Origin of the sequence: Bradyrhizobium sp. CCBAU 53338 (genome assembly GCF_015291665.1) — a bacterium.
Taxonomy (GTDB): Bacteria; Pseudomonadota; Alphaproteobacteria; order Rhizobiales; family Xanthobacteraceae; genus Bradyrhizobium.
This window is the reverse complement of sequence record NZ_CP030049.1, coordinates 517,443-540,564: the sequence shown is the minus strand read 5'-3', so window position 1 is coordinate 540,564 and position 23,122 is coordinate 517,443. Positions and strand designations below refer to the sequence as shown.

Genomic DNA, 23,122 nt, shown 5'->3' with positions numbered 1-23,122 from the left:
CACTACATGAACACCATCCTGTTCTTTCAGTCGCTTTGGGCCATGGAATTGCGAAGCGCGACGGAGCCAGAACGCGGGCTTGAGGAAAACATCCGAATGATCAAAGATGCCGGCTATGACGGCGTTAGCGCAGATTGGCGGAGCCGGGAGTACGTACGCGAGCTGCATGGCCTGTTGAAGGCGAACGGGTTGACAGCCGAAGGCCAGTGTTTTCCGAAGACCATCGATGAGCTCAAGCCAGTGCTCGAAAATGCAACGGAATTCGGTCTTCATCATCTTGAGATTCAACCAGATGTACGGCCACGTCGCTTGGATGATTGCATCCCGCTTTTAGAAGGATGGCTGCGGCTTGCCGAGGAGGTCGATTTTCCCGTCTATATAGAGACACATCGCGACCGGATGACGACCGACCTGTTCTTTACACTCGATCTACTTGAACGAATCCCCGATCTCAAGCTGCTGGGGGATATTTCGCACTTCGTTGTTGGGCGCGAGTTCTCATGGCCAATTACCGAGGAGAATAACAGCCACATCCATCAAGTTTTGGATAGGTGTTGGGCGTTCCACGGTAGGGTAGCAAGCCGCGAGCAAATACAAATCGAGATTAGCTTCCCGCAGCACCAAATGTGGCTCGACCAGTTCTTAGAGTGGTGGGGCTACGGCTTTCGGAGTTGGCGCCGGCGCGCGGCGGACGGAGAGGCATTGGCGTTTACTTGCGAGTTGGGGCCGCGGCCGTACGCGATAACCGGTCGAGATGGTGAAGATACAACGGATCGCTGGAGCGAAGCCCTGATGCTTCGAGAATGCGTCAGGAAGGCTTGGGACAAGTCTGGAGCCCACCTGGAAGACAACGCGTAGAGCACAACGACAGCGCTTGAACTCAGGAAACGTTACAGCCCACTACTGCTCCGCTGCTGAAGACTGCAAACTGTAGACTGCAGATGTAGGTGTCCAGATCAAGGCGATCGCGATTTGTTGTATCGTCGATACACGCTTCGTGTGCTGATCCAGATGGCCTCTTTCTGTTGATTTGAGCTATGAGAGCGCTGGGATCTTGGTCGACATCGGTTTGGGGGGCCCGGCCGGAAGCGGCGCATGCATACATGGTCTATTGAGAAGATCCAAAGGTGCAATGAGGTCGACGGGTACGCGGGAGAACTAGAAGTCGACCTAATGATAGCCCGACTTTGCCGCCGGATCGATCGACGAAGGGTTCGATGTCAGGTGCAAAAGTGATGGCGCCAGACGTTCAGCATATTCTAAAGAGGGAAGAGAAGTTCAACATGAGCCTAGATTTGAAGATGGTTGACGACACCGCTCGTACATGGGTGTTTGCGTGCAAGGTAGAGGATATTCGGCTTCAAGACGTTCGTCGCTGGGAGTTTGACGGGCATTCATACGCAATATTTCGCTCCCCGAAGGGCGAAATCTTCGTAACAGACGATATTTGCACTCATGAACACGCCCACCTGTCCGATGGTTATGTTGAGGGCCACACGGTGGAGTGCCCCCGTCACTCTGGACGGTTCAGCTATATGACGGGAAAGGCACTTGGCGCTCCGGTATGCATAAACCTGCGCACGTACGAGGTGAGAATCGAGGATGGAGCGGTCACCGTTTTGGTACCTCGACGGGCTTAACCCGCAACGACCTCTAACTCGGCTCCGTCAAGCGTGACAGAGTTGCAGATAGCGCGTGAAGCAATCAGCTGACGCATTTTTCTCAGCTCTCGCCCGATGAGCGCCGTGGGTCCGATGGCGGTCGCGCCGACGAGTCGTTCAAGTGCGTCGCAGTGAAGCAAGATCGCGCTTCCAGACGCTGTCGGTTTTCGCCTTGTCGACGTACCGAGATGAGGTAACCCCATTATTTGAAGGGAGAGGTCGTACTGGTCAGACCAAAAGAATGGGACTGACGGCGCCGTAACTTCTTCGCCCAGCAGTACGGCGGCTAGGATTCTTGCGTGATCCTCCGCGTTTTGCCACGACTCCAAACGTATATGCCGTTGGTAAAGTGGATGCCAGAAGGCGGCAATGTCGCCACAGGCGAATATGTTGGGATCAGAGGTACGCAGCTGCTCGTTAGTTATTACACCAATGTCGATCTCCAAGCCGGCGCCAATCGCAAGGGATATCTCAGGTTCAACACCAACGGCAACGACGGCGACACTGCAGTCAACAGCATCTCCATTGCTGAGAACAGCGCGCTTTAGGCTACCATGGCCATTGGAAACGAACCTCTCGACCATGGCCCCGTACGTCAATTGCACACCAGCGTGGAGGTGCGTCTCGGCAAGGCGATCTGCTACCAGTCGCGGCACCAAGCGAGAAAGCAGTCGGTCGGAAGCTTCGATCACTCGTGGCTGGATGCCGCGCTGTGCGGCGGCCGCCGCGACTTCGAGGCCGATAAATCCGCCACCAACGACGGCCACTCGGTTTGATGCCAGGAAGTACTTAGAAACGGTTTGAGCATCGGCGTAACTTCGAAGGCTAAAGACGCCGCGGAGCTGACTTCCTTGCACCGGAAACCCGCGAACTCGAGAGCCGGTAGCGAGAACCAATCGATCGTATCTAATCACTTTACCGTCGCTAAGTCGGATGTTTTTCCGGACGCGATCAACATCTTCAACGGCGACGCCGAGATGGGTCTCTACACGCTCCCAAACTGGGTCGTTAGGCTTCCACAACACGCAGTCATCGAGCCCGCTGGTGCCCAGGAGAACTCCTTTAGATAGCGGAGGTCGTTCGTAGGGATAGATAGGCTCGGCCCCGACGAGGGTCACGTGGACGCGATCGGGGCCGCGAGACAAGAGTTGCGCCAATCTGCCGCCGGCGTGCCCCCCTCCAACGATGACTATTCTGCATCGCTCAGTCATCAGTTATAATCCTGTGCATCCATGACATCTTGGTGCGAAGTGCGGTGTTGACCTGCGATGGGCTATCGTCAACAAACATACCGCAAAACGAAAGCCGAAGCGAATGAAACCTGGGCTGAACGAGGTAGCCAAGCTCGCTGGCGTCGGAATTGCAACGGTCGATCGCGTCCTCAATGAACGAGCTAATGTATCCCCGAAGACGGCGCTGAAAGTCATCGAAGCTGCTCGTCAGCTGGGGATCAGTCGGACTCTTCCATCGCCCCATCGTCGGCTCTTTCGAGTCAAGGTAATAATGCCTTCGCAAAGGACGCCCCTTCTGTTGCGGCTTGCCCGAGCGTTTGAAAGCCAAATCGCGCAAACTACAAAATCCCTTGTGATCGAACGCGTCCTATTCGAGGAGCGGCATGCGGAAGCGGTCCCGGGTCTGATTCGCGCGGCCAAGGCAGACGCGGTGATAGTGTACGGACCCGAGACAGATCAAATGATAGATGCGATTGCCTCGGTGACCTCATCGGGGACCCCTGTCATTACTCTCGGATCAGACCTGCCGACGACACCACGGTTGGCCTACGTCGGGATTGACCACTACGGAGCCGGACGAGCTGCGGCATTCTTCATGTCCCGGATGGTCAATCGGGGAATCTACTTAGCGGTCTGCTCCGATCTGAAATACCGAGCGGAGGCCTCTAGGATTAGTGGATTTCGAGACGGTGTGAAGGCAGAACTTTCTTCTCCGATACACGTCGAGATAATGGAGAGCGATGAGTGCCCTAAAGGAATGTCCGAGGATGCTGTCAGCGGTATCTACGTCGCGGGATCAAAAAATGGGCTTGCCCACACAGTGGCACCGTGGTTGGCCAGAGCACCAATCGTGATCGCGCACGACCTTAGCGACGAGGTCAGACAGATGATGAAGACCGGCGTCGTTGCTCTGGCGATTGATCAGAACCCGGAAGAACAAGCATCGAGGTCGGTAGCTCTTCTCTTAGCCCGCTTCGGCCTAACGGCTCACGCGCCCGAGGCCGGGATAGTATCGTTTACCGTCCACACGAAATACAACATCTAAGACTGTGCAGTATCCAGAGTCCTGCGAGGGCCGCTCTTTTTCATCGCGACCGGCGCGTTCTGCGCGCTAGCGGCAATGCTGCGTTTGGCGCGGCTGACGAGCAGCCTGCCCTCGGCCGAAAGGCGCCCGAACTCGCCGTGGGCCAAGCTTGATGGTATCCGTCCGGTGATGCTTGCGATTACCCACATTTTTTGAGTCAGAGTTTCGCTCCCGTTGCGATATCGATGAATCGCGATAATCCGCGCCATATGATCAGATTCCCTGGTGGCGGATCGTTGGCGCGGGCGAGATAGCCGCCGAGCCTGGCGATCTTGATAAGATAATGCGACAATGTCTTTCGTTGTGTGTCGACTGGATTCTTGTCTTCGACGAGCCGATCAAGCAATTGGCTTTCAGCCTTGGTCAGCACAAATCCGGTGAGGCATTTGGCGCTGAACGATTAAGCATCGTCATCCAAAAAATGCGCCAGCTCACAATGCAGAATACCGAGATCAGATTCGTCAATCGCTGAGCAGTCCGCAGTTGCGAGTCCTCCTCTGCCCTACAGCCGGATTTGAGTATCTTGTGGAAGACCTCGATCTTCCATCGCAGGGAATACCATTCGAGTTTCTCGATCGCAGCCCTGCGCCGATTGCACTGGAAGATCGGTCAGGAGTTTCCATTCAATCTTCTTTCTGTTCTTTGGCGCTCCTCTTTCATCAGCGTGGATCACTGTCATAGTCAAAGTTGGATACCGCGACTGCTTGCCGATCGGTAGCAAAGTACCGATTTTACGATACCGGATTTCAAGAACAGACTGGTCTGGATTGCCCTTGCTATCCTGGACTTCGATCCGGTGGAGGCCTTTGACCACGACCTCGTCCATTATCGTTGCAACGGTATGATCGCCATCGCCTGCCAGGCGATTGACAAAGGTCCTTACCAAGAAATGCGTTCCAACCTCTTGGGCGGCGCACAACAAGTCATAAATATCGGCCTCACGATCACCGATATGGATGCACTGCGTGGCTTCTCGAAAAGCTCCGTGGATTGTTTGAGGTTCTCCAGCCACCGAATGCTCTCCTTGGTTTCAATGGGGATCCGTGTCAGGTTGACCTCGCGCCTGAGCGCGGCGCCCCCTCTGAACTTCTTTCGGTCCAGAACTTCACGGCGCTGAGCCCCAGTGGAAGCCCCTCGAGGGTCACCGCAAAGCTCGAATGCATCAATATTCCGCATGTCGTGTACGTTTGGGTTTTCCGTCCAATCTTCGGGAGTTGCTTTTGGGGATGCGCTTAATCATCCCGATCAGATCCGGGCGCTCTCTTTGATAGGTGAACTCGGTCGTATCATGCGGGACAAGAACAGGACCTTTCGCAGCCGCGATACGTTCCCGCGTCGATTTAAAGAGACCAGACAGAATGTCGGCCTCGCTTACTCGTTCATTGGAAAAGAAACGATAGGCCGCCTTGGTATTCGCCCAGTCTTGGCAAACCATCGGAATGCTCTGGCCGATGTCTCCACCGATCTGCTTCAGTAGCATGTAAATCTCTCGCCAAGTCCAGCGTCCTGGAATTCGCAAAGCGCTGCTTCACGATCAAACCAGGTCATCGCGTCGGACGCCTCCCGATGCAAGGCTCAGCCTCACAATCTCGCGCACCTGGCGCATGATAACCCTCCTCGTCGGCATCCAATCCTCCCAGCTGCTTCCAGCCGGAGAATTGGCCCAACGATCGGGCCTCACACCATCCGAATCTGCGCGCGATCAAATCCGAATGCTGCGCGGAAAATGCTCGGAATGCTGGGCGCGATCATTTCGGAACCCTGCGCGCCATCAAGTCGGTACGGTGCGCACCATCATCTCGGAATCCGCACGCATTGTCTGGGTGGTCTTGAGCTCTCTACGAACGCAGAGATCCTGCTTTCACCTGACGCTGGCTTCGATTGCATGGCTCGGGAACAGTGATGACGAAACAGTGGATCAACATGCCGTAAGGCCTGTGCAAAAAACGGGCTTCGTGCCCGAACCATTTATTGGGAACGGCGTGCGCAGATCTCATCATGGCCTGGCTGCAACAGCAGTCCACTCACGAGAGGCCGGATACATTTATGCAACTGGAAGTGTCATTTTCGTTGTTACGAACCCTTACACGGACGGGGTGAACCATACATTTTTTGACAAAAGCTCGCGCAGTGCCGCCGCATCGAGCATCTGCTCGGCCAGCAGCTTCTTCAGCTTCGCGTTCTCTTCCTCGAGCGCTTCAGCCGCTTGGCTTCGGAGACTTCCATGCCGCCGAACTTGGCCTTCCAATTGTAGATCGTCGCCTCGGAGACCCGTGTTTGCGAGCCAGGCCTGCTGTCGTCGCTCCAGCCTCATGCTCCTTCAACACTGCGATAACCTGCTCTTCCGTGAACCTTGCCCGTCCATCTTCTGATCTGAGGCCGGCAAACTGGACCATTTTTGGCTAGAGTTTTTCGCACCGGTTCCCTGGCTGGGAGGAGCGAAGGACGATGAAGGCTTCGAAGTTTTCGGACGCCCAGAAGGCGCTCATCCTGAAGCAGGGCAGTGACGGGGTTGCGGTGGCGGAGATCTGCCGCAAGGCCGGGACCAGCTAACTTATTCTGGTAGGGGCAGTTGCCAGTCCGTCCGCTCATTGATGTATTGCTTGTAGGCGGGGTGATCGAACAGGTGCAACACAAAGATCTGGTCATGCCACTGCGTTGGTGCGCCAAACTTCCAAGACAGACCGTTTATCTTTGCGATTTTCCGCGCTGCGTGAGCATCGTTAAATTCCCGGATTGCCAGAAGTTCCCCAACCCATTCGCAGTGTACTTCATCAAGATCACCGACGATATCGTCAAAGTAGCAGAAGGTCCGTGGTAGAAAATGAGATGCAGCAGAGTTGAAAAGGTTTAGTGCCGGCTTAGTACTTGTATAGAGGTCGAGGTCGAAAGACACAAAGCCGATAACAGGTGGCGAATAGCGTTCGATAAACGCCAGAACCGTCTCGCCGACGTTGCCGATTATCAGGGTGGCGCGCTTTAATTGACGCTCCAATTTAGCCCTATCCATTTTGAAAAAACCGGCGCGCCAGAGGTATGGCAGATCTCGGTAATCGTCAGAGGGTGGCAAGCCAGTTTCCAGATCGAAGCCGTAGAGTCGGAAGCGAACTCCCGTTTCAGCCTGAAGACTCTCAGCGACTTGTTCCATCTCCAGCAGTCCCATACCGCCAGCGACGCCAAACTCGATAGCGGCGATTTCGGGAATTTGGAGTGCCTTTGCTTGCCTCGCGGCTTGCCTCATTCCGAAAAGATAATTCGGGCGCATGCGTAGTCCTCGCTTTTAGTGTGGCGGCTTAATCCTGCCACCAAGCATAGGTCCTATTGTACTCAGATCGCCCCATTGGGACACCCCTTAGCGTTGGTAGGTTCGCCTTCTCGAAGACGACCTGCGGGACTTACGGCGCTCCGGATCCGCAAACCACTCCTTCAGCGATTTGCAGTAGGCCTTCCGCGTCTTCAGAGCCACGACGATCAGCAGGACGGGAGCCGTGCCTTTGGTCCAGTATTCGATGTCAGCGTCGGCGCACGCGAATTCGAACGTTTCCTCGGTCTCCACCTGCAGTCGTTCGCGCTCAGTGGCCTTGCCCTGGACCCGCAGGAGCAGGTTGCGTACAGAATCTTTCGCTCTTTCAGCACTGACGGCTTCTTCTAGAATGAAGGAGCTTTGGATGAACGATGGGAATGCCATGGGTCAGGTGATCCAGATAGATGAAGCCCGGATTCGCGATCACCTGGGCGAGATGGTCCGCGGAACGGTAGAAGAGACGCTGAATGCCATGCTGGAGGCCGAAGCGGACCTGCTGTGCGGTGTCGGACGCTATGAGCGGAGCCAGGCCCAGCAGGACACGCGGGCGGGCAGCTACGAACGAACGCTGCAAACCAAGGCGGGCGACGTCAATTTGAAGGCCAGAAGCTACGGCGGCAAACCTTCGAGACGGCGACTATCGAGCGCTACCAGAGGCGGGAGAGCTCGGTTGAGGAGGCGCTGATCGAGATGTATCTGGCCGGGATTTCAGTTCGCCGGGTCGAAGACATCACGGAGGCGCTGTGGGGCACCCGGGTCAGCCCGAGCACAGTGTCGAACCTGAACAAGAAGATCTATGCCAAGATCGAGGCATGGCGGAATCGCAGGATCGAGGACGAGCATCCGTATCTCTATCTCGATGGCATTGTGATGAAGCGCAGCTGGGCCGGTGAAGTTCGCAACGTGTCGCTGCTGATGGCCTCGGCCGTCAATGCCGAGGGATTCCGGGGGATCCTCGGCATCTGTGAAGGTGCCACGGAGGCAAGTCCGGCTGGTCATCGTTTTTGCGGCATCTCGTCGATCGTGGTCTCAAGGGCGTGCAGTTGGTGGTTTCCGATGCCTGCCGAGGTCTTGCCGAAAGCGTTACGGATTACTACGGGGGGTACGCTATCAGCGCCGCATGGTGCATTTTTATCGCAATGTCTTCAGCCTCGTGCCGTCGACCCGGGTCCGCGAGGTGAGCCACATGCTCAAGGCCATTCATACCCAAGAGAGCCGCGCCGCGGTTGGCGCGGGCGACCTCGTGGCGAAGAGCGGCGTGTCGGCTGGAAGCGCGGCCAGGCAGCCTATTCAAGCCTTATCGGGTTGAGGCGTCCGCGCGCCGCGCCCTCGGCGGACATACTTTCCAGTACGTTACAAATCGTACGTAACTCTTCTCGGCGAGTTCGGCGACCTGACGTTCCTGGTCGCGCAGAGACTTGACGTTATAGGCGTAAGTGGTCCCCCCGGCGATTGCCTTTCTTCTGCGGCCGCCCCGCCTGAGCCTCCATCCATGGCGCGCATCTTGCTCGCCACCGGAGCCGGCCGCGCCCAAAGATAGTCTTCCTGCTTGGTCAGCAGATGCCTGCATAGGACAGTGAGCTTACGGGCAAGCGCGACCGCCGCGATCTGATGCCCCCGCTTCGCCCTGATGCGAACGAACAAGGCCTCTTTGCAGCACCCCATTCCGCCTCGACCAGCATCGCCCGCGCGTGGCTGCGACCAACCTTGCTGATGCGCCCATGATGGGCAGCGCCGAGGCCCGACTGGCGTACCCGTGGATTCAGGCCGAAGTAGCTCACCAGCTTCTGTGGGCTCTTGACTCGCGTGACGTCGCCGACCGCCGCGATGATGCCGACGGCCACCGTTAGGTTGACGCTCGTGATCGTCATCAGCCTTCGCACGGGACTGTCGCCCATGACACTCAGTGCGATCTCGCGGTCCAACTCCGCCTGGTCTTCGGCGAGCCGATCGAGTTCACGGATATTCCGCTCAAGTGCCGGCTGCTCATCTGCCGGCACGACCTGCCGTGCAAGCCACACTCGGCCGCGCTGGTTGAGCAGGTCAGAGTGAAGGCACTTCGGAACAAGATGCGACGCAAGGATCGCATGCACCTCATTCTTTACGCGTGTTCGACGACGTACAATCTGGTAACGCCGCGCCACCAGCCGGCGCAATCGCTCGGTAACCGCGTCCGGCGTCCACACTTCGGGCAAGTAGCCCGCGACGTAAAGGTTCGCGAGAGTGCCTGCATCAACCTTGTCGGTCTTCACATGCGCATGGGCGATCGCCTTCACCTGCAGCGGGTTGGCGATCACCTCCCGGGCGACGAAAGGCGACAGTACGCGCGACGCTGCCATGCTATTGCCAGTCGCTTCCAGAACGACCTCGTCCGTCGGCTTAGGCGTCCTCCCGAAGCCTTCAAGTGCCACGCGGGTCATGTCGACCCGGCCTGCGTGCCGCAGCACGCCTCCTTCCCAAATCGCCACCTCCCAGAAGGTGCGGTGGATATCCATTCCGATTACGCGTCGCATGTCCGTCTTTCCTACCCGCCACGTTGATAACGAGAGCGGCGGGCGACACGACAACTACGGATTCGCGCTCTCGGCGCAACCGGGCGAGTCGTAAGAGGCGGCCACCTAACAAAACGAGCTCGCAGCTCATCGTACGAACCGGCCGCCCGCACCTTCGTGCTCCCGGAGCCTCTATCCCGGATACTCGCAGCATATGCCACCAGTTCGAAAAGCCAGTAGCGGAAACAGTGACCGCGCCATCCTCATACCGGTTAACAATCCGCTCGAGCGCATCATGAAGGAGATCCGGCGACGAACCCGTGTCATCGGCGCCTTTCCTGACGGTCAATCCTGTCTCAACTTGGCAGTGGCACGGCTGCGGCACATTGCCGGAACGCGTGGTCGACCAAATGCTACATGAATATGCGACCGCTCTATCAGCAGCAACTCTCTGAGACCGGAGTCGTCGCCTGATCAATGTGCGAAAGATACTGGACACTACCAGTTGCGACCTCGCCCGTTTCGGCGTCACGCAACTCGATGAAGCCGTCGATCTCCGCTTCGACGCCGCCGGTCGGATAGAACATGAACTCCAAGAGAACGATTCCCTCGATGAGGGACATTCCATGCTGTCCGATGACATCGCTTTTCACGACCTTCTTCATGGCCGTATGTTGGGCGCGGGATCCGACTCCTGTCCATTGCTCGACGCCGGTCGTGCACTCCTTCGTCGGTTATCGGCGATCGACAATCCGCTTCGACCGCGGGCGCGCTCCGATGGTATGATGCCATCGGAAAGAGTCGGGAAATCGCTGGTGATGTACGTCTACTGCAATGGAACCGCCCGTATCAGACATCGACGTTTTGGCGAGATACACGAAATCGATTCGGACCTGCTGGACTGGAACGCCGTTTGCAGCGACGAGCGACAGATGGGACCGGAGCTCCACCATGAAGCCGTTATTAAGCATCCGGAATTGGGAAGACTTTCCCTAGGGTCTGGGAGTATCCGGAGGGCGTCGAGAACCATCAGGAAACCAACACCGGCTCCCACCACGTGGTCGAAGATTTCGACTACGGACTCGAGCACGACCGTCCCGAGTACGACGACGAGTGGCTGGAGCTCCCTCCGCCCGACAATCCGTTCGCACAATTCCAAACGTCGTACCGGGAAAGCACCGATCTTCTCGCGCGAAGCGGCTCAGATGCCGGCAATCGCCTGGTCAACAAAAGCGGCGGCCTTGCCGCACTTAGGTCGCCTCGTGGAATGAAGCTGCCAATCAGATGTACTCGCGCCGGTCGCCAATACGGTGAAACGCGGACGTGGCGCGGATGCATCATGTCTCGACACGATGCAACTCATGCCAAAGGCCGGCACTGTGACAGGATGTCGGCCTCGCTTACTCGTTCATTGGAGAAAGAAACGATAGGCCGCCTTGGTATTAGCCCAGTCTTGGCACACCATCGGAATGCTCTGTCCGATGTCTCCGCCGATCTGCTTCAGCAGCATGCGAATTCTCTCGCCAAGCCGAGTGTCATGGAATTCGCAAAGCGCTGCTTCACGGTCAAACCAGGTCACCGCGTCAGACGTCAACCGATCCGCCTTCTCATCCCGCGCGCGTGAAGTCAGTCCATAGAGCACCTCTTCTCGAATCAGGTACCCGTCAAAGAATCACAAGCGTTTCTGGCGACTCAAGTTTTTCGGCACAGTACACCTCAAAAAATGTGGGTAATCGTAGGGTTGCCCGGATGCGTACACTGCATCGATGAAAATGCGCAGACCGATAGAGGGCCGCGGCCCCGCCAGCTACACCTCTCCATAACGACGATCTGCACTCGCTCCGCGGTTAGAGCCCGCTCTCGATTGCTATGAATAGGCCGAGGAGCTCATGGGCGAGACAGATGAGGTAGTGTGAGTTCGCCTTTGCCCGCAACAACTGAGACATTTAATTTGTGTGCGGCGGCAGCCAAGACCGGCACCGGAACTGCGCTCTCGCCTGCCAGGCGCACAGCGCACTCAATATCCTTTGCGGAATTCGCGATTGAGATTGCCAGAACATCGGGTTTCTCGCCTAACAAAAAGGACACGAAGGCTTGAAATATTCCGCTATTGGTGGAGCCCCGACTAACCAGAGAGCGGAGTGTTACGAGATCGACGTCAAGGCCGCACGCAAACTGGCAAACCTCCGCGGCTACCGCCGCTATCCCCATAGTCATGCTGTTGTAAACAAGCTTGAGCTTGTGACCTTGTCCGACATCTCCGACATGAAGAACGGTCTCACAAAACGCACCAAGAATGCCCTCAGCGACAGGAAAAAGCTTTTCATTCGATCCAACGATCGCGTTGAGAAGGCCTAGCTCTGCTTGTTCGGGGCTCCGCGTTACTGGAGCGTCCATAAAGCTTAGGCCGCATTTTTGCGCCTGCTCAGCCAGTGCGACCGTTGAAGCAGGATAAGACGTCGAGCAGTCAATTATCAACCCTCCTCGGGGCATATGGACGAACAGCCCATCTTGCCCAAGGCATACTGCCTCAACCTCGCGGCTGGAAGGCAAGGATAACACGACGGCGTTTACATGCCGCGCCAACTCGGCGATCGAAGGATGTTCATGGGCACCTGCACCAGTCAAGCGATCCGCACCGAAGCGAGTTTTGTTCGCTTTGATATGCAGCTCGATTTGGTGACGCAATAGGCTGATACCGATACCGGTTCCCATGCGTCCAGCTCCGATAAGGCCTATTCTCTGCTTCGCCGTTTTAGGAGCGACGTTGGGTGATGATTCCTCGCCAATCATGATTTATGCATTCCGAAAAAACCCGTGCCTTTGTAAGATTGGTAACAGCTCATGATGGTTGTTAATCGTGTAGTCAGGACGCGCCGCGCGCAAGCGCGACTCCGAAACAAATCCACCGGTAATGGATATGCTTACGAGTCCGAGATTGCGCGCGATATCCGTTTCGACCGGCATATCGCCGATGATGAAGGTTGACGCCGGCTTCAGGTTGTTTTTCTGCATGTATAGACGAAGCCGCTCTCCCTTGCTCATCGATTTATATTGGGTAGTGCGGTTTTCAAAGGCGAGCACATCGTTGATGTAGTCGTCGATCCCAAGTCTTCTCAATTGGGAGCGCAGAGGATCGACTATATGGTTGCTCACGATGATGGACGAAGCTGCTTCTTGGTGCGCTAACTCCAACACCCTGCGCGCGCCCTCGCGCAGATCGGCTTTACCCGCAAGAGGTTCGTACGTGTCGTGAAAGATTGCACTGCCATCGCGATCCACCGTCGCAACCTCGTCTTGCGACATTCCGAGACTGCGATAAAGAAGAGATAGCGGAACATCGCAATGTTCCCGGAAGGTGCTCATGTCGATTGTTGCATGACCAAAGCGATCTAGTATGGCATTTGTCGTTTGGAGCAGTGCGTACGTATCATCGAGCAGCGTTCCATTCCAATCAAAGACGAGAACCGGTTTCATGATTTGACCTCAAGCAAGGATCGATTCCGAATAGGGAAGATCGGCCGCTAATTCGCGCAAGTTCCTATTCGCGCGCTTCTGCCCCGCAGGGGTTGGCATCTCGAATGTAAACGGTGACAAATCGACGCCGTCTTGCCTGCAGGGCAACAACGATACTAGAAGTGGAAACGGCAGATACGTTATCGTGGCCGCGTTGATGGATGCCGCGATATTGCTTTCGATGATTTTGAGATCTTGCGGCTCCATCTTGTGAAAGCGAAGGATTTGCGTGCGCTGTTCAGGCGGCAATTGTTTCCATATCTGCCAGAATGCCAACTCATCTAGTGTGTCGATACCCATGCCGTAGTAGTTAGGAGCCACTATGGGCGGCGAACCGATCGCCCAATGTACGGCTTTGGCCCCAGCGGCAAGCAGCATATTCGTGACAGCCTGACTGGTATCGCCACGAATGAGGGCCTCGTCGACAATTATTATCGCGGCTTCAGCAAGGCTCGTTTCCGATACGCGGTACTTTTGAGCAATGAGACATTTTCGCTCGCTGGGTGTACCGATTAGAGTTCGCTGAAAAAATTGCGTTGAGACTACTTCCCGACGCTGGGCGAACACGCCGTATTCGACGAGAGATGCAAACAGACCATCAGCGTACGGCCCGCCAGTATGCGGCATGGAGGAAACGATTGTGAGTGTGGAGCCTAGTTCTCCTTGCAGTCGCTGCGCAACAAGGCCACCAAGGGCGGCTCCGATGTTGTAACGGGTTTCGAAATGTGATTGGCCTTCGACCGATGTGTTCGGATTTCCTAAGTAAAGAGCTTCGTAGGCGCAGAGTTTGGCTTTGTATTGCCCGTTGCTCACGGAACGATCAACGCAGTACCCCATTTTCCCGTCTACATACCTGATGTGCCCTGGTAAGATTTGCTGTGTCTTACCCTCCAGATCGGCAAAGGCACAATTTTCCGAAGCAACCAGCAAGAACCCGTCATCTGTTTGCATAGTTTCCAATGGACGCAAACCACATCGATTACGGTATGCAACCAGATTTCCTTCTCCGTCCAGGAGAATCGCGCTAATAGCGCCATCAATTCGGTCATCAATGTCGCGAAAGATGTTTTCGTAATTGACGGGCAGACCGTGCCGCCAATAGTCTCTTTCACAAGAGCCTTCAATCCACTTGAGCAAGAGCTCAGCATCTGTGTTGCTGCCCAACCTATAGCCCTGGGCAAGCAATTCTCCCCTGAGTTCACGGCCATTGACCAAGGCTCCATCTAGAGAAATTGCCAAACTGCGGCTGGTGCCCGCATTGTTGTGAATTGGCTGAAGGTCCCCGCCATCGCTGATTCCGCGGCATCGGCTACGGATATGGGCGATTGCAACATGGGGCCTAAAATTCGGATCCTGTTCATCGTGCTCAATGCGCACTGAGTCGCATGAGGACTGAAGCGCTCTCGCATATCGAACACCTTCCTTGTGCATGAAAGCTGCAATGCCGACCCCCGCCTGACCGCGAAATGCAAGTTTCGGAACCATGTGCTTGAGCCGATCATAAACCGTCGCCCGTGACTTGCTTGAAGAGCATAGAAACGCAGCAGCAACACCGGACATGCTATTAGCTCCTCGTGCTAAAGAACCGATCTCCTAGGTCCATCGCAGGCGAAGGTATTTAATCGCCAGGGGGCGTAGACGTGGTTCCGCCTCTCTTTAAGCAAGCGCCATACCAGCCCTTAGATCACTCGGCTCGCGCCCCCAGAGCCGACGGAATTCGAAAAGAGTTGGCCATTTGGTTTGCCAGCGATGATTTCGCGTCGTCCGACTCCCGACACGTTGTCTGAAGCGCGACGCGTTGGTACGAAAAGAGCCAAGCTCTGACTGTTGGTTCTCGGTGTCCTATGGTCCCACGGACCCGCTCGAGCTTGCCTGCGACGCAGTCCCCTCACATGCGCGAGCATGACGATTTCGAGCCGCACCAGGCCTTCTGATCCGGCGACCGAGTCGTAATCGAGCACCTGCTTCAGGCCTACCGCCTTTTCAAACACCGCAGGATCGGAATCAGAGGCTCCAGACAGATGGCGAGCAGGTCTTGGACGCGGTCGCCGACATCTTCAGTTTCCGACTGGGATGCGAGTGAAGAGCCGCATTGAAGCCGACGCTGACGATCTCCTCTCGATGATCAACGTCCTTCGCCGCGCCGAACGGTTGTGCGCGAGCGCGACGACAACGAGCAGGCTTAGAAGCGCTCGCAACGGGGCAACACGGTAGCGACGTTAAGATCGCTCAATTTCGAGCGCTTCATGACCGAAGGCAGGGCGCCAACACTTAACCCTTTCGGTGAAACCATCGTGCGTGTCGGTTCAACGACATGATCTGAGGCCGGCAAGCTGGACCACTTTGGCTAGAGTTTTCGCTGCCGAATCCCCTCGGCTGGGAGGAGCGAAGGACGATGAAGGCCTCGAAGTTCTCGGACGCCCGGAAGGCGTTCATCCTGAAGCAGGGCAACGATGGCGTCCCGGCTGCGAAGATCTTCCGCAAGGTCGGGATCAGCCAAGCGACCTACTTCAACTGGAAGAAGAAGTGTGACGGACTGCTGCCGACGGAGATGCCGCGCTTGAAGCAGCTCGAGGCCCAGAACGGCAAGCTGAAGAAACTGGTCGCGGGCCTGTCGCTCGACAAGGAGATGCCGCAGGACGTGATCCGCCGAAGGCTATGAGGCCTTGCCGGAAGCGCAAGCTGGTTGACGAAGTCCGCAACGAATGGCAGGTCTCGATCCGCAGGGCCTGTGCGGCGTTTTAGTTTGACAGGTCGACCCACCACTACAAGTCCCGTCGCTCCGGCCAAGCTGCCCTCGAGCAGAAGATCAAGGAGACCTGTCATGCCCGCATTCGCTACGGTTATCGCCGCGTTCACGTGCTGCTGCGTCGTGAAGGATGGGCGCCGTGCCAGAACAAGACCCGGCGCGTCTATCGCGAGTTGGGCCTGCAATTGCGCAACAAAAAGGCCCAAGCGCCGCGTCAAAGTCAAGCTGCGCGATGATCGCAAGCCGGCGACGCGATCCACGAGACCTGGGCGATGGACTTCGTCCATGACCAGTTGGCAACAGGACACAAGCTTAGCGTGCTGACAATCGTCGATATCTTCTCACGGTTCTCACCGGCGCTGGCGCCACGGTTCACCTTCCGCGGCGCCGACGTCGTGGCGGTGCTGGAAAGGGCCTGCAAAGAAGCGGGCTTCCCGGCCACGATCCGCGTCGATCAAGGCAGCGAGTTCGTGTCGCGCGATCTTGACCTGTGGGCCTACCAGCGCGGCGTCATGCTGGACTTCTCGCAGCCCGGCAAGCCGACCGACACGGATGTTGTAGACAAGCCCTATGTTGCAGAAGCCTTGCTGTGTCGGGATCGCGGCTTTGGCCGCCAATCTCGTATACTCCTTCTCGGCGCATTCCACGCCTGCTCGTTCCTCAGCCCTCTTCGCGGGGATGTTGTATCATAGGCCGATCCACGCTTGGCATGGCTGGTGGGTAGTCCAGCGCGCAGTTCGATGCTCCGGAACTTGTGCGCCAGCAGGGCCGGCCTCGTCCAGATTTAGTCAGTGCTCTTGGTCAGCATATGCCAGATGATCATCGCCAGCTTCCGCGCCGTCGCGACTGCCGCGATGTGCTTGCCGCGTCGTGCAGCGACACGTTGAAGGAATGCACGCAGCGGTCCCGCCGAACGGGCTACAGCCCATGCTGCTTCGACGAGCATTCCGCGAGCTTGGCCGCAGCCCTGCTTGGTGATCCTGCCATGGTAGGGGCCCTCGCCAGACTGCCTGACGCTCGGGTTCAGCCCCAGGTAGCTCACCAGCCTGGTCGGATCGGCAAAGCGCCGAATGTCGCCGACGGCACCTATCGAACCGCGGCGCTCGCAATGCGCGCGGCATCCAACACTTGGCGGCCGATTTCGGTCACTGATGAGCTCATCTGCTCAGTGGCGCAGGCAACCGACTCTAGGTTAGCCGAAGCCTTCTCGGAAGCGACAAAGACTACGGTATTGCCGGCCAACTCGGCACTGGCGATCGCAACCGGCGTACGAAGACCCACCATCTCATTGACGGTGGTTGAGACTCCGCTAACTGCGAAAACCGCATATCCGAATGAGAGCGCTATGATCGCACATTCCGCTGCAAAACCCGCAATCAGCTGACCACGAACGCGAAGCATCAACTTGGCAAACATCCAGAACACTCCACGGTCTTCAATTGCCCGCGGGCACCGTAAGAGAAGAAATTTAGAATCTCGTTAGCCAAAAACTCGTCCATGCCAGGTCAATTCCACACAAAATCTGTCACGTCTCAACGCCACGAAATTTGTCTCGATCGAGAGGGGCAAAATTTGCGACAATTTTGCGCTTGCAGACCATGTAGATTCTGCGAGGAGGCTCGCTCCGTGAGACCTTGGACAACCCGCCTCTTCCGAGTCGTGTGATCTGAAGTACGCTGCGGTCGTCTCTCTCCGGCGTTCTCCGGAACGCGACCATGGATGAAAGCGCTCTGCTGGCGATGATCCAGCTCGGCCCAGAACCCGTCAGTCGCCACGAGCACTGGCGTGTCGTCCAGCGCAATTGAACAGAAAGCTGGCTCGACGAATTCTCGCGAGCGGAAGCTTCGCGTGAGGCGATGACGACCGCTATCGTTCGCAAGGTCGCCGATCGTCATCTGCGACACCGAGTTGGCAAGCGTGTGCGGCTGGGTTAGCCAGGACATCGGACCCGCCGGCGCCTGACGGCCAACCAGGCAATCGCCTGCGTGCAGAACGAGAGCTGTTTGAGCAGCGCCGACATGCATCAGAAGGTAACTCGCCGAATCCCTCCGAAACTGTTTCGACAGTTTAGCATGCGTCGCGCGAAGTTGAGCTGTGAGAACCCCCGCGGTGATGTTTTCGTCGGTCGACACGTACCAATCGACCATCCGACGCGCAATCTCGTGGGCAAAGGCTCCGCTCTCTGCTCCAGAGGTCGAACCGTCGAGCACTATGGCGAGGGCCGACGTCTGGCGTATGCCGATCCCGGCGCAATCCCGGTTGTCGGTCGTCCTCGTTCCCTGCTGGCTGTGCCATTGGATTGCAAACGCCATATCAGCCGTTGCCCAACTGGCTCAATGCAACGAATCGGTCGCGAACAATGTCAGCACGCCCCACCGGGCCGCGAATATTTCCTTCGAGGAAATGATCGAAGTCGCGATCTGCGAGCAGCGCTCCGAATTGCTCGGCAATGTATGAGCTAATGTCTGCATCGGAGGCGGCAACTTCGTCAAGCAGTTCCTCCCGCCCGTCGACGAGCAGGAGAATGTCCTCGGCGTCGCGGCTGCCGATAAGGTCCCACTACCTCTTCCGCGATAAGCCTCCAGCTTCGTTGCGATGAACAAGGGCGGCGTGAGGCGACGAATCGTAATGGCATCATCCAGGGGCGTCTCAACAGCTGTTTCGATGCCCTTTGCGTACCAACGATTGCTGAAACCGAGGATCTTCTCGTCGTCGGGCATGAAATCGACCTTGAGTTCATTAAGCTTCATCCGACAGATGACATTGTCCTCGGGTGTCTCGGAAAAACCCTGCGTTCGCAACTGATCCACCAGCTTTGCCCACTCCGGGAAGCCGACGAGATCCACGATCAGGTCGACATCATCTGTCGATCTGACTCCTTCGAGGGTGACCGGATCCGTTATGTAGAGAGCGGTTGTGCAGCCTCCGACGAAGACCAATCGCGCACGCAGCTCATCGCCGAGTGCGCCGGCGACTGTCTTCAGCATTTCCTTGAGATGCCCCTGGATGGTCACCCTAGTCTCTCCTTGAGCAAGTTGGCCGCGAGACTCGCTTCGCGCTGATTGCCGAGCCGTATTGCGTCGACGAGAGCCAGATAGGCATAGAGGCGATCATCCCTCTCGGCGGCTTTCGGCACAGTCTTGAACAGCGGCGCGACGGACTGCCCCATCTCGCGGCCGCGCGCATAAGGCCAAACATGAATCAGGCTACCCGCGCTGTAGAGTAAGTCCTTCAGGACCGGGGCGGCGAATGCCGTTGGCATGCCGCGCTGCATGGGACCCGGGCTTGCCGGAAAAACGAACTTCAGGCCGTATGTGATGAAGTCGCGCAGGTTCCTGCGATTGGGATCGGGACGGCTCGTCATCGGGCGCTTAATTGCCATACCCGATGCAAGGCTGCGCTTGATCGAGGCGGCGACTTCGGTTTTGCTGATTCCGAGGGACGTCTCGAGTCCCCGCACCGAGTATGGGTCTTCGCCATCTTGGCCAAAGGGGCCTACCCCGCCGGCGTGCTCATGATCCTGCAAGCACACGAGCTTCAGCAGGACGACAATATCCTGACTTTTCATGGGTTCCGCGCGCATGTCCTCTGTCCTAGGACTGAGGACAGTATGCGTGCAGACGGGTGTCCGTCAACTGGTCCGAGGTCTTAGGTCCTTTGACCGCTCAAAACGGGCGAGTTCCAGTCAAAGATTCCATCGCAGCTGAGTTGCTTCCGACCGAAATTTACATCATATTTCGGACACGCTCAAGGAGCCGACCCCGGACCTCCGATCGCGGCTCATTGCCCGCATCGACGCGGCACCCACAGAGGTATGGACAATTTCGCCGACTTCGGAAGCCGTGCGACCGTCGACAAGGCGTTGCAGCGCCTGGTCGTGGCTGGCGAACTACGCCGCTTCGATCGTGGCCTCTACGACCGGCCGCGAAAGAGCAATTTCACGGGCAAGCTGGGAATCCCCGACTATCGCGCCGTCATCAAGGCCGTGGCGCGCCGCGACCAAGCCCGCGTCGTGGTTGACGGGATGACTACCGCGAATGATCTCGGCTTCACCAGGGCCGTCCCATCGCGCATCGAGGTCCTGATCGACGCCCGCCTGAAGCCGATCATCCTTGGAAAGCAGGTCATCCATTTCAAGTCGGCAGCGCCCAGCCGTCTCTATTGGGCCGGACGTCCAGGCATGCGCGTCGTGCAGGCGCTCTATTGGATGCAGGACATGATGACAAGTAGGTATGATCGACAGCCAATAGTGAACCTCCTGAACAGACTGTTTGCAAATCCGCAGCATGGAAGGGTGATTCGCGACGATCTTCGCGCAGGTCTGTCAGCTATGCCGATCTGGATGCAGGATTTCCTTAGGCCCTTGCTCGAGCGTGACGACGCCATACCGGAGGATGGCTCGTGAGCAGCGCAGCTTGCAAGGAGGTCATCCGGCGAGAAGTTCGATCTTTTCTTAACGACAGCGAACCGGCCTCGTGCGCCGATCGACGCGCTCGCGCGTGACTATGCGAACATGACGCCAATGATCTTGCGGCGGGGCTTCGGTTCGAGCACATCCTGGCGTCAATGGAAGAGATCGAGCGCGCGGCGAAACAGGCTCCGATGATGGGATCAAGTCATGGATGAGCCTCCGGAGAATGTTCCGCACGACTGCCCGATCCCGCCACGATCGAGGCGGTCCTCGCCCGTCTTCCGATCGGAGCTAACGAAACGGCGCTGGCGGCCGCGCTGACAGAGACGTTTGCTGGATTCCCATTTTCGACGGCGGCCATCGATGACCAGTATTGGCGCGACAGACGCTCGGTGATCGCCGCTGACGGGACACGGATCGCAGAATACCGGTCGTGGATGGAAGCCGAGCTTGCCAAGAACAACGGCGACATCGGCGCGCTCTGGACGCGATTGCGCCAGAGCGATCTTCAGACTTCTGAATGGCGCGGTAAGACGGTCTACGCCTTCGCGCCGACTGGATCGGGCGCGGCGGACTATGTGCAAATCCGTCTCGGCCGGGAAGTCGAATCGCGTGCGGGGCCGATCGTCAATCGACGTACCGCCCTTGGGGCAAGGACGAATTACTCGATCCGTCATGGATCACGCACGAAGAGATGTCCGACAACAAGGTCATCGCGGGTCCGCTCTATCGGATGCTTGGGCGCGCGGGCAGCAGCGTCATCTACGTTCGGAGTTACCTTACGCGGTGCGCCCGACTCGAGCGCGAGAGGCGCGAGGCGCAGCGGCCGGAGATGGAACGTCGTGCGGTGCGTGAAGTGACACGGGAGGGCACAACCGAGACGCCGTTTCTTGAACTGGTGCCGGACTGGTTCGAGTTCGTACCGCGGGAGAACCGTTTCTTCCAGGACTGGGACGAATCGAGCGCCTCGGCTGAACGCGTCTACGCGCACTGGGCCCTCGATATTTGCGACTACGACCACAAAGGCACGCGCGAGGTTGGATTTGTGCCGCGTCCCCTTCATCTGCCGGACGAGAGGCTTGGCGTGGGAGGTGCGTCCGTCCATTTCTTGATGGACCGCGTGGAAGCGATCGACCGTGAAGTCGGCGTTCCATTCGGCTGGTTTTTTCTGATTACGCATGGCAATCGCGTCGAGCCGGAGGTTGGTCAAACCATCGCCAAGGGCCTCCGCGATCAGCGTGTCATCTTGCCCAATCGGGATGCTCGAGTGCTTCTGCGCTGGGCCGAACGGCCGTATGGATTCTAAGAGGACGACGGCTGCGGGAAGCTGGCTTTGCTCGACTTGTCGGGACGGATGTCCGTTGCAGGTCCTGCGATGATATCGACCGCGTCCTCGTTAGAGCGTTTCACATTTTGATTGAAGCATAACCTGAGTTTGCGAAGTAGTTGGCGCATTCGCGGGGCTGGACCTCCTGGACGAGGTGACCGATATGGCGCCAGGTGTCCTCGAGGGTGCGCTTCTGGGCTTGCCGCATCCAGTGTTTGATCTTGGAAAATGCCTGCTCGATCGGGTTGAGGTCGGGCGAGTATGGCGGCAGGTACCAGAGCCTGGCGCCAGCCGCCTTGATCATCTGTCTGACAGCGTTCGACTTGTGGCTTCCGAGATTGTCGAGAATGACGATATCGCCCTCGCGCAAGGTCGGCAGGAGCAGGTGCTTCACGTAAGCGCGGAAGCATTCGCCATTGATCGGGCCGTCGAAGACGAAGGGTGCCGTGAGTTGTCCTTGCAGTAAACGATCTGCGTCTTCGTCGGATGCATCTGAAGTCCGCACACTTCCAGCCTCGCTTGAAGCTCCGCCTTAATGGCTTCTGCTTCTTGCTCGGTCCGGCAGTGCACCAGTCCGTCATCGGCATACCGACACCAAGGAAGGTCGGGATGTGTCCGCGCCATCCAGAGATCAAACGTATAATGCAGGAACAGATTGGCCAGTATTGGGCTGATCACGCCCCTTGAGGGTTCCGCGGATCCGCTCAACGAGCTTCCCGTCCTTTTCCCTTGATGCCGTCAGCCATCTTTCGATGTAGAGCAGCGCCCATTTGCATTTCACGTGTCTCCGGACCGCCTTCAGCAAGAAGATCATGCGGGAGATTGTCAAACAGTCCTTTGATGTCGAACTCCAGGACCCAATCATATTTCCAGCACCGCTGACGCGTGACGCCCACGGCGTCCAGAGCCGATTTTCCTGGCCTGTGACCGTAAGAGTCCGGCAGGAAGATGGATTCCAGTTCCGGCTCAATCATCCGTTTGACCACCATCCGATCGCTGATAGTGGGCACACCTAAAGTCCTTTCGCCGCAGGTCTTCTTTGGAATGGAGACGGCGAGCACCGGAGGTGGAAAGTACACCCCCGACGACATCCGATTCCAGATCTTGTAGAGATTCCCTGCAAGGTCTTTCTCGAACATCTCGAAGGTCTGTCCGTCCACTCCAGCCGCTCCGCGATTGGATTTGACCGCCTTGTACGCTTCGTACACTCGCCGCTTCTCAATCGAGAACGGCTTGTTTATCGCACTGTTCGAAGTCATCCTGTTTCCAGTTGGTCCAAGAGTACGACTACCTGACCCGATCCCTTTGCTCCGTCCCCATTACAGGGCCCTCAACGCTCCTACGGA

The 23,122-nt window shown here is 57.3% G+C and carries 18 protein-coding genes and 11 pseudogenes; 10 read left to right on the top strand and 19 right to left on the bottom strand.

The genetic code is table 11. The features are described 5' to 3' along the window. The first annotated feature begins 6 nt into the window (after positions 1–6). Together XH90_RS36750 and XH90_RS36745 are read left to right on the top strand one after the other, a co-directional pair. The gene (locus XH90_RS36750; protein WP_128955100.1) at positions 7–858 is read left to right on the top strand and encodes a sugar phosphate isomerase/epimerase; all 852 of its coding nucleotides are present in this window, start codon (positions 7–9) and stop codon (positions 856–858) included. A gap of 443 nt (positions 859–1,301) precedes the next feature. Further along, positions 1,302–1,640, top strand: a complete 339-nt coding sequence (locus XH90_RS36745) for a MocE family 2Fe-2S type ferredoxin (RefSeq protein ID WP_128930174.1) — start codon at positions 1,302–1,304, stop codon at positions 1,638–1,640. Here the strand turns inward: XH90_RS36745 and XH90_RS36740 are convergent. After that, positions 1,637–2,872, bottom strand: coding sequence for an NAD(P)/FAD-dependent oxidoreductase (locus XH90_RS36740; protein WP_232995607.1), 1,236 nt, complete (start codon positions 2,870–2,872; stop codon positions 1,637–1,639). The two genes, XH90_RS36745 and XH90_RS36740, sit on opposite strands and share 4 nt — an antisense overlap. 103 nt (positions 2,873–2,975) lie before the next feature. On the opposite strand from XH90_RS36740, the pseudogene XH90_RS40040 reads away from it, so the two are divergent. Then, positions 2,976–3,053: pseudogene (locus XH90_RS40040) on the top strand (LacI family DNA-binding transcriptional regulator); the annotation flags it as partial. 192 nt (positions 3,054–3,245) lie between these two features. Continuing rightward, a complete protein-coding gene (locus tag XH90_RS36735) occupies positions 3,246–3,938 on the top strand; it encodes a substrate-binding domain-containing protein (RefSeq protein WP_232995608.1) in 693 nt (230 codons plus the stop codon). Between the two features lie 196 nt (positions 3,939–4,134). Here XH90_RS36735 and XH90_RS39440 read toward each other — a convergent pair whose 3' ends face one another. The 4 genes and pseudogenes from XH90_RS39440 to XH90_RS36725 all read right to left on the bottom strand — a co-directional run. Then, a complete protein-coding gene (locus XH90_RS39440; RefSeq protein ID WP_232995609.1) occupies positions 4,135–4,347 on the bottom strand; it encodes a hypothetical protein in 213 nt (70 codons plus the stop codon). 132 nt (positions 4,348–4,479) lie between these two features. Beyond that, positions 4,480–4,989, bottom strand: coding sequence for a hypothetical protein (locus XH90_RS39435; RefSeq protein ID WP_232995610.1), 510 nt, complete (start codon positions 4,987–4,989; stop codon positions 4,480–4,482). 150 nt (positions 4,990–5,139) lie between these two features. After that, complete coding sequence (locus XH90_RS39430; RefSeq protein WP_232995611.1) at positions 5,140–5,457, bottom strand: transposase DNA-binding-containing protein; 318 nt, start codon at positions 5,455–5,457, stop codon at positions 5,140–5,142. A 624-nt stretch (positions 5,458–6,081) separates the two neighbouring features. Further along, positions 6,082–6,373, bottom strand: a pseudogene (locus tag XH90_RS36725) (transposase); the annotation flags it as partial. A 52-nt stretch (positions 6,374–6,425) separates the two neighbouring features. On the opposite strand from XH90_RS36725, the pseudogene XH90_RS40035 reads away from it, so the two are divergent. Beyond that, positions 6,426–6,527: pseudogene (locus tag XH90_RS40035) on the top strand (transposase); the annotation flags it as partial. Between the two features lie 4 nt (positions 6,528–6,531). Here the strand turns inward: XH90_RS40035 and XH90_RS36720 are convergent. Together XH90_RS36720 and XH90_RS36715 are read right to left on the bottom strand one after the other, a co-directional pair. Next, positions 6,532–7,242 (bottom strand): hypothetical protein, encoded by a 711-nt coding sequence (locus tag XH90_RS36720; RefSeq protein WP_128929777.1) that lies wholly within the window; start codon positions 7,240–7,242, stop codon positions 6,532–6,534. An 87-nt stretch (positions 7,243–7,329) separates the two neighbouring features. Further along, positions 7,330–7,665, bottom strand: a complete 336-nt coding sequence (locus tag XH90_RS36715) for a DUF4365 domain-containing protein (protein WP_128929778.1) — start codon at positions 7,663–7,665, stop codon at positions 7,330–7,332. Here XH90_RS36715 and XH90_RS36710 point away from each other — a divergent pair. Continuing rightward, positions 7,646–8,506 (top strand): annotated as a pseudogene (locus XH90_RS36710) (IS256 family transposase); the annotation flags it as partial. The gene XH90_RS36715 and the pseudogene XH90_RS36710 sit on opposite strands and share 20 nt — an antisense overlap. Positions 8,507–8,834: 328 nt before the next feature. Here the strand turns inward: XH90_RS36710 and XH90_RS36705 are convergent. Continuing rightward, on the bottom strand, positions 8,835–9,794 hold the full coding sequence (locus tag XH90_RS36705; protein WP_232995613.1) for an IS110 family transposase: 960 nt from the start codon (positions 9,792–9,794) through the stop codon (positions 8,835–8,837). 244 nt (positions 9,795–10,038) lie between these two features. Here XH90_RS36705 and XH90_RS36700 point away from each other — a divergent pair. Further along, positions 10,039–10,247: pseudogene (locus XH90_RS36700) on the top strand (transposase); the annotation flags it as partial. On the opposite strand, the gene XH90_RS36695 reads toward XH90_RS36700, so the two are convergent. The 5 genes from XH90_RS36695 to XH90_RS36675 all read right to left on the bottom strand — a co-directional run bounded on the left by XH90_RS36695 (position 10,211) and on the right by XH90_RS36675 (position 14,849). Next, positions 10,211–10,438 carry a hypothetical protein gene (locus tag XH90_RS36695; RefSeq protein ID WP_194482918.1) on the bottom strand — a complete coding sequence of 76 codons (228 nt, stop codon included), beginning with the start codon at positions 10,436–10,438 and terminating at the stop codon, positions 10,211–10,213. The pseudogene XH90_RS36700 and the gene XH90_RS36695 overlap by 37 nt on opposite strands. A gap of 743 nt (positions 10,439–11,181) precedes the next feature. Continuing rightward, entirely contained in the window at positions 11,182–11,352 is a 171-nt protein-coding gene (locus XH90_RS39420; protein ID WP_232995656.1) for a transposase, read from the bottom strand. Positions 11,353–11,660: 308 nt separating this feature from the next. After that, positions 11,661–12,488, bottom strand: coding sequence for an NAD(P)-dependent oxidoreductase (locus tag XH90_RS36685; RefSeq protein WP_206733206.1), 828 nt, complete (start codon positions 12,486–12,488; stop codon positions 11,661–11,663). 81 nt (positions 12,489–12,569) lie between these two features. Continuing rightward, positions 12,570–13,250 (bottom strand): HAD family hydrolase, encoded by a 681-nt coding sequence (locus XH90_RS36680; RefSeq protein ID WP_128929780.1) that lies wholly within the window; start codon positions 13,248–13,250, stop codon positions 12,570–12,572. 9 nt (positions 13,251–13,259) lie between these two features. Further along, complete coding sequence (locus XH90_RS36675; protein WP_232995614.1) at positions 13,260–14,849, bottom strand: hypothetical protein; 1,590 nt, start codon at positions 14,847–14,849, stop codon at positions 13,260–13,262. Positions 14,850–15,684: 835 nt separating this feature from the next. On the opposite strand from XH90_RS36675, the pseudogene XH90_RS36670 reads away from it, so the two are divergent. Further along, positions 15,685–16,601: pseudogene (locus XH90_RS36670) on the top strand (IS3 family transposase); the annotation flags it as partial. Between the two features lie 51 nt (positions 16,602–16,652). Here the strand turns inward: XH90_RS36670 and XH90_RS36665 are convergent. From XH90_RS36665 to XH90_RS36650, 4 genes and pseudogenes are all read right to left on the bottom strand, one after another. Beyond that, positions 16,653–17,134: pseudogene (locus tag XH90_RS36665) on the bottom strand (transposase); the annotation flags it as partial. Then, on the bottom strand, positions 17,125–17,454 hold the full coding sequence (locus tag XH90_RS36660) for a hypothetical protein (protein WP_128929781.1): 330 nt from the start codon (positions 17,452–17,454) through the stop codon (positions 17,125–17,127). The pseudogene XH90_RS36665 and the gene XH90_RS36660, both read right to left, overlap by 10 nt. A 917-nt stretch (positions 17,455–18,371) precedes the next feature. After that, positions 18,372–19,052 carry a hypothetical protein gene (locus XH90_RS36655; RefSeq protein WP_308421722.1) on the bottom strand — a complete coding sequence of 227 codons (681 nt, stop codon included), beginning with the start codon at positions 19,050–19,052 and terminating at the stop codon, positions 18,372–18,374. Further along, a complete protein-coding gene (locus XH90_RS36650; RefSeq protein WP_128930177.1) occupies positions 19,049–19,606 on the bottom strand; it encodes a hypothetical protein in 558 nt (185 codons plus the stop codon). The genes XH90_RS36655 and XH90_RS36650 overlap by 4 nt, the downstream gene beginning before the upstream one ends. Positions 19,607–19,772: 166 nt before the next feature. Between XH90_RS36650 and XH90_RS36645 the strand changes: the two are divergent. Both XH90_RS36645 and XH90_RS36640 read left to right on the top strand, forming a co-directional pair. Then, a pseudogene (locus XH90_RS36645) lies at positions 19,773–20,443 on the top strand (DUF6088 family protein). A gap of 245 nt (positions 20,444–20,688) precedes the next feature. After that, positions 20,689–21,755 (top strand): annotated as a pseudogene (locus tag XH90_RS36640) (hypothetical protein). A 100-nt stretch (positions 21,756–21,855) separates the two neighbouring features. On the opposite strand, the pseudogene XH90_RS36635 reads toward XH90_RS36640, so the two are convergent. Further along, a pseudogene (locus tag XH90_RS36635) lies at positions 21,856–22,230 on the bottom strand (IS630 family transposase); the annotation flags it as partial. Next, a pseudogene (gene ltrA, locus XH90_RS36630) lies at positions 22,221–23,035 on the bottom strand (group II intron reverse transcriptase/maturase); the annotation flags it as partial. The pseudogenes XH90_RS36635 and ltrA, both read right to left, overlap by 10 nt. Positions 23,036–23,122 lie beyond the last annotated feature (87 nt).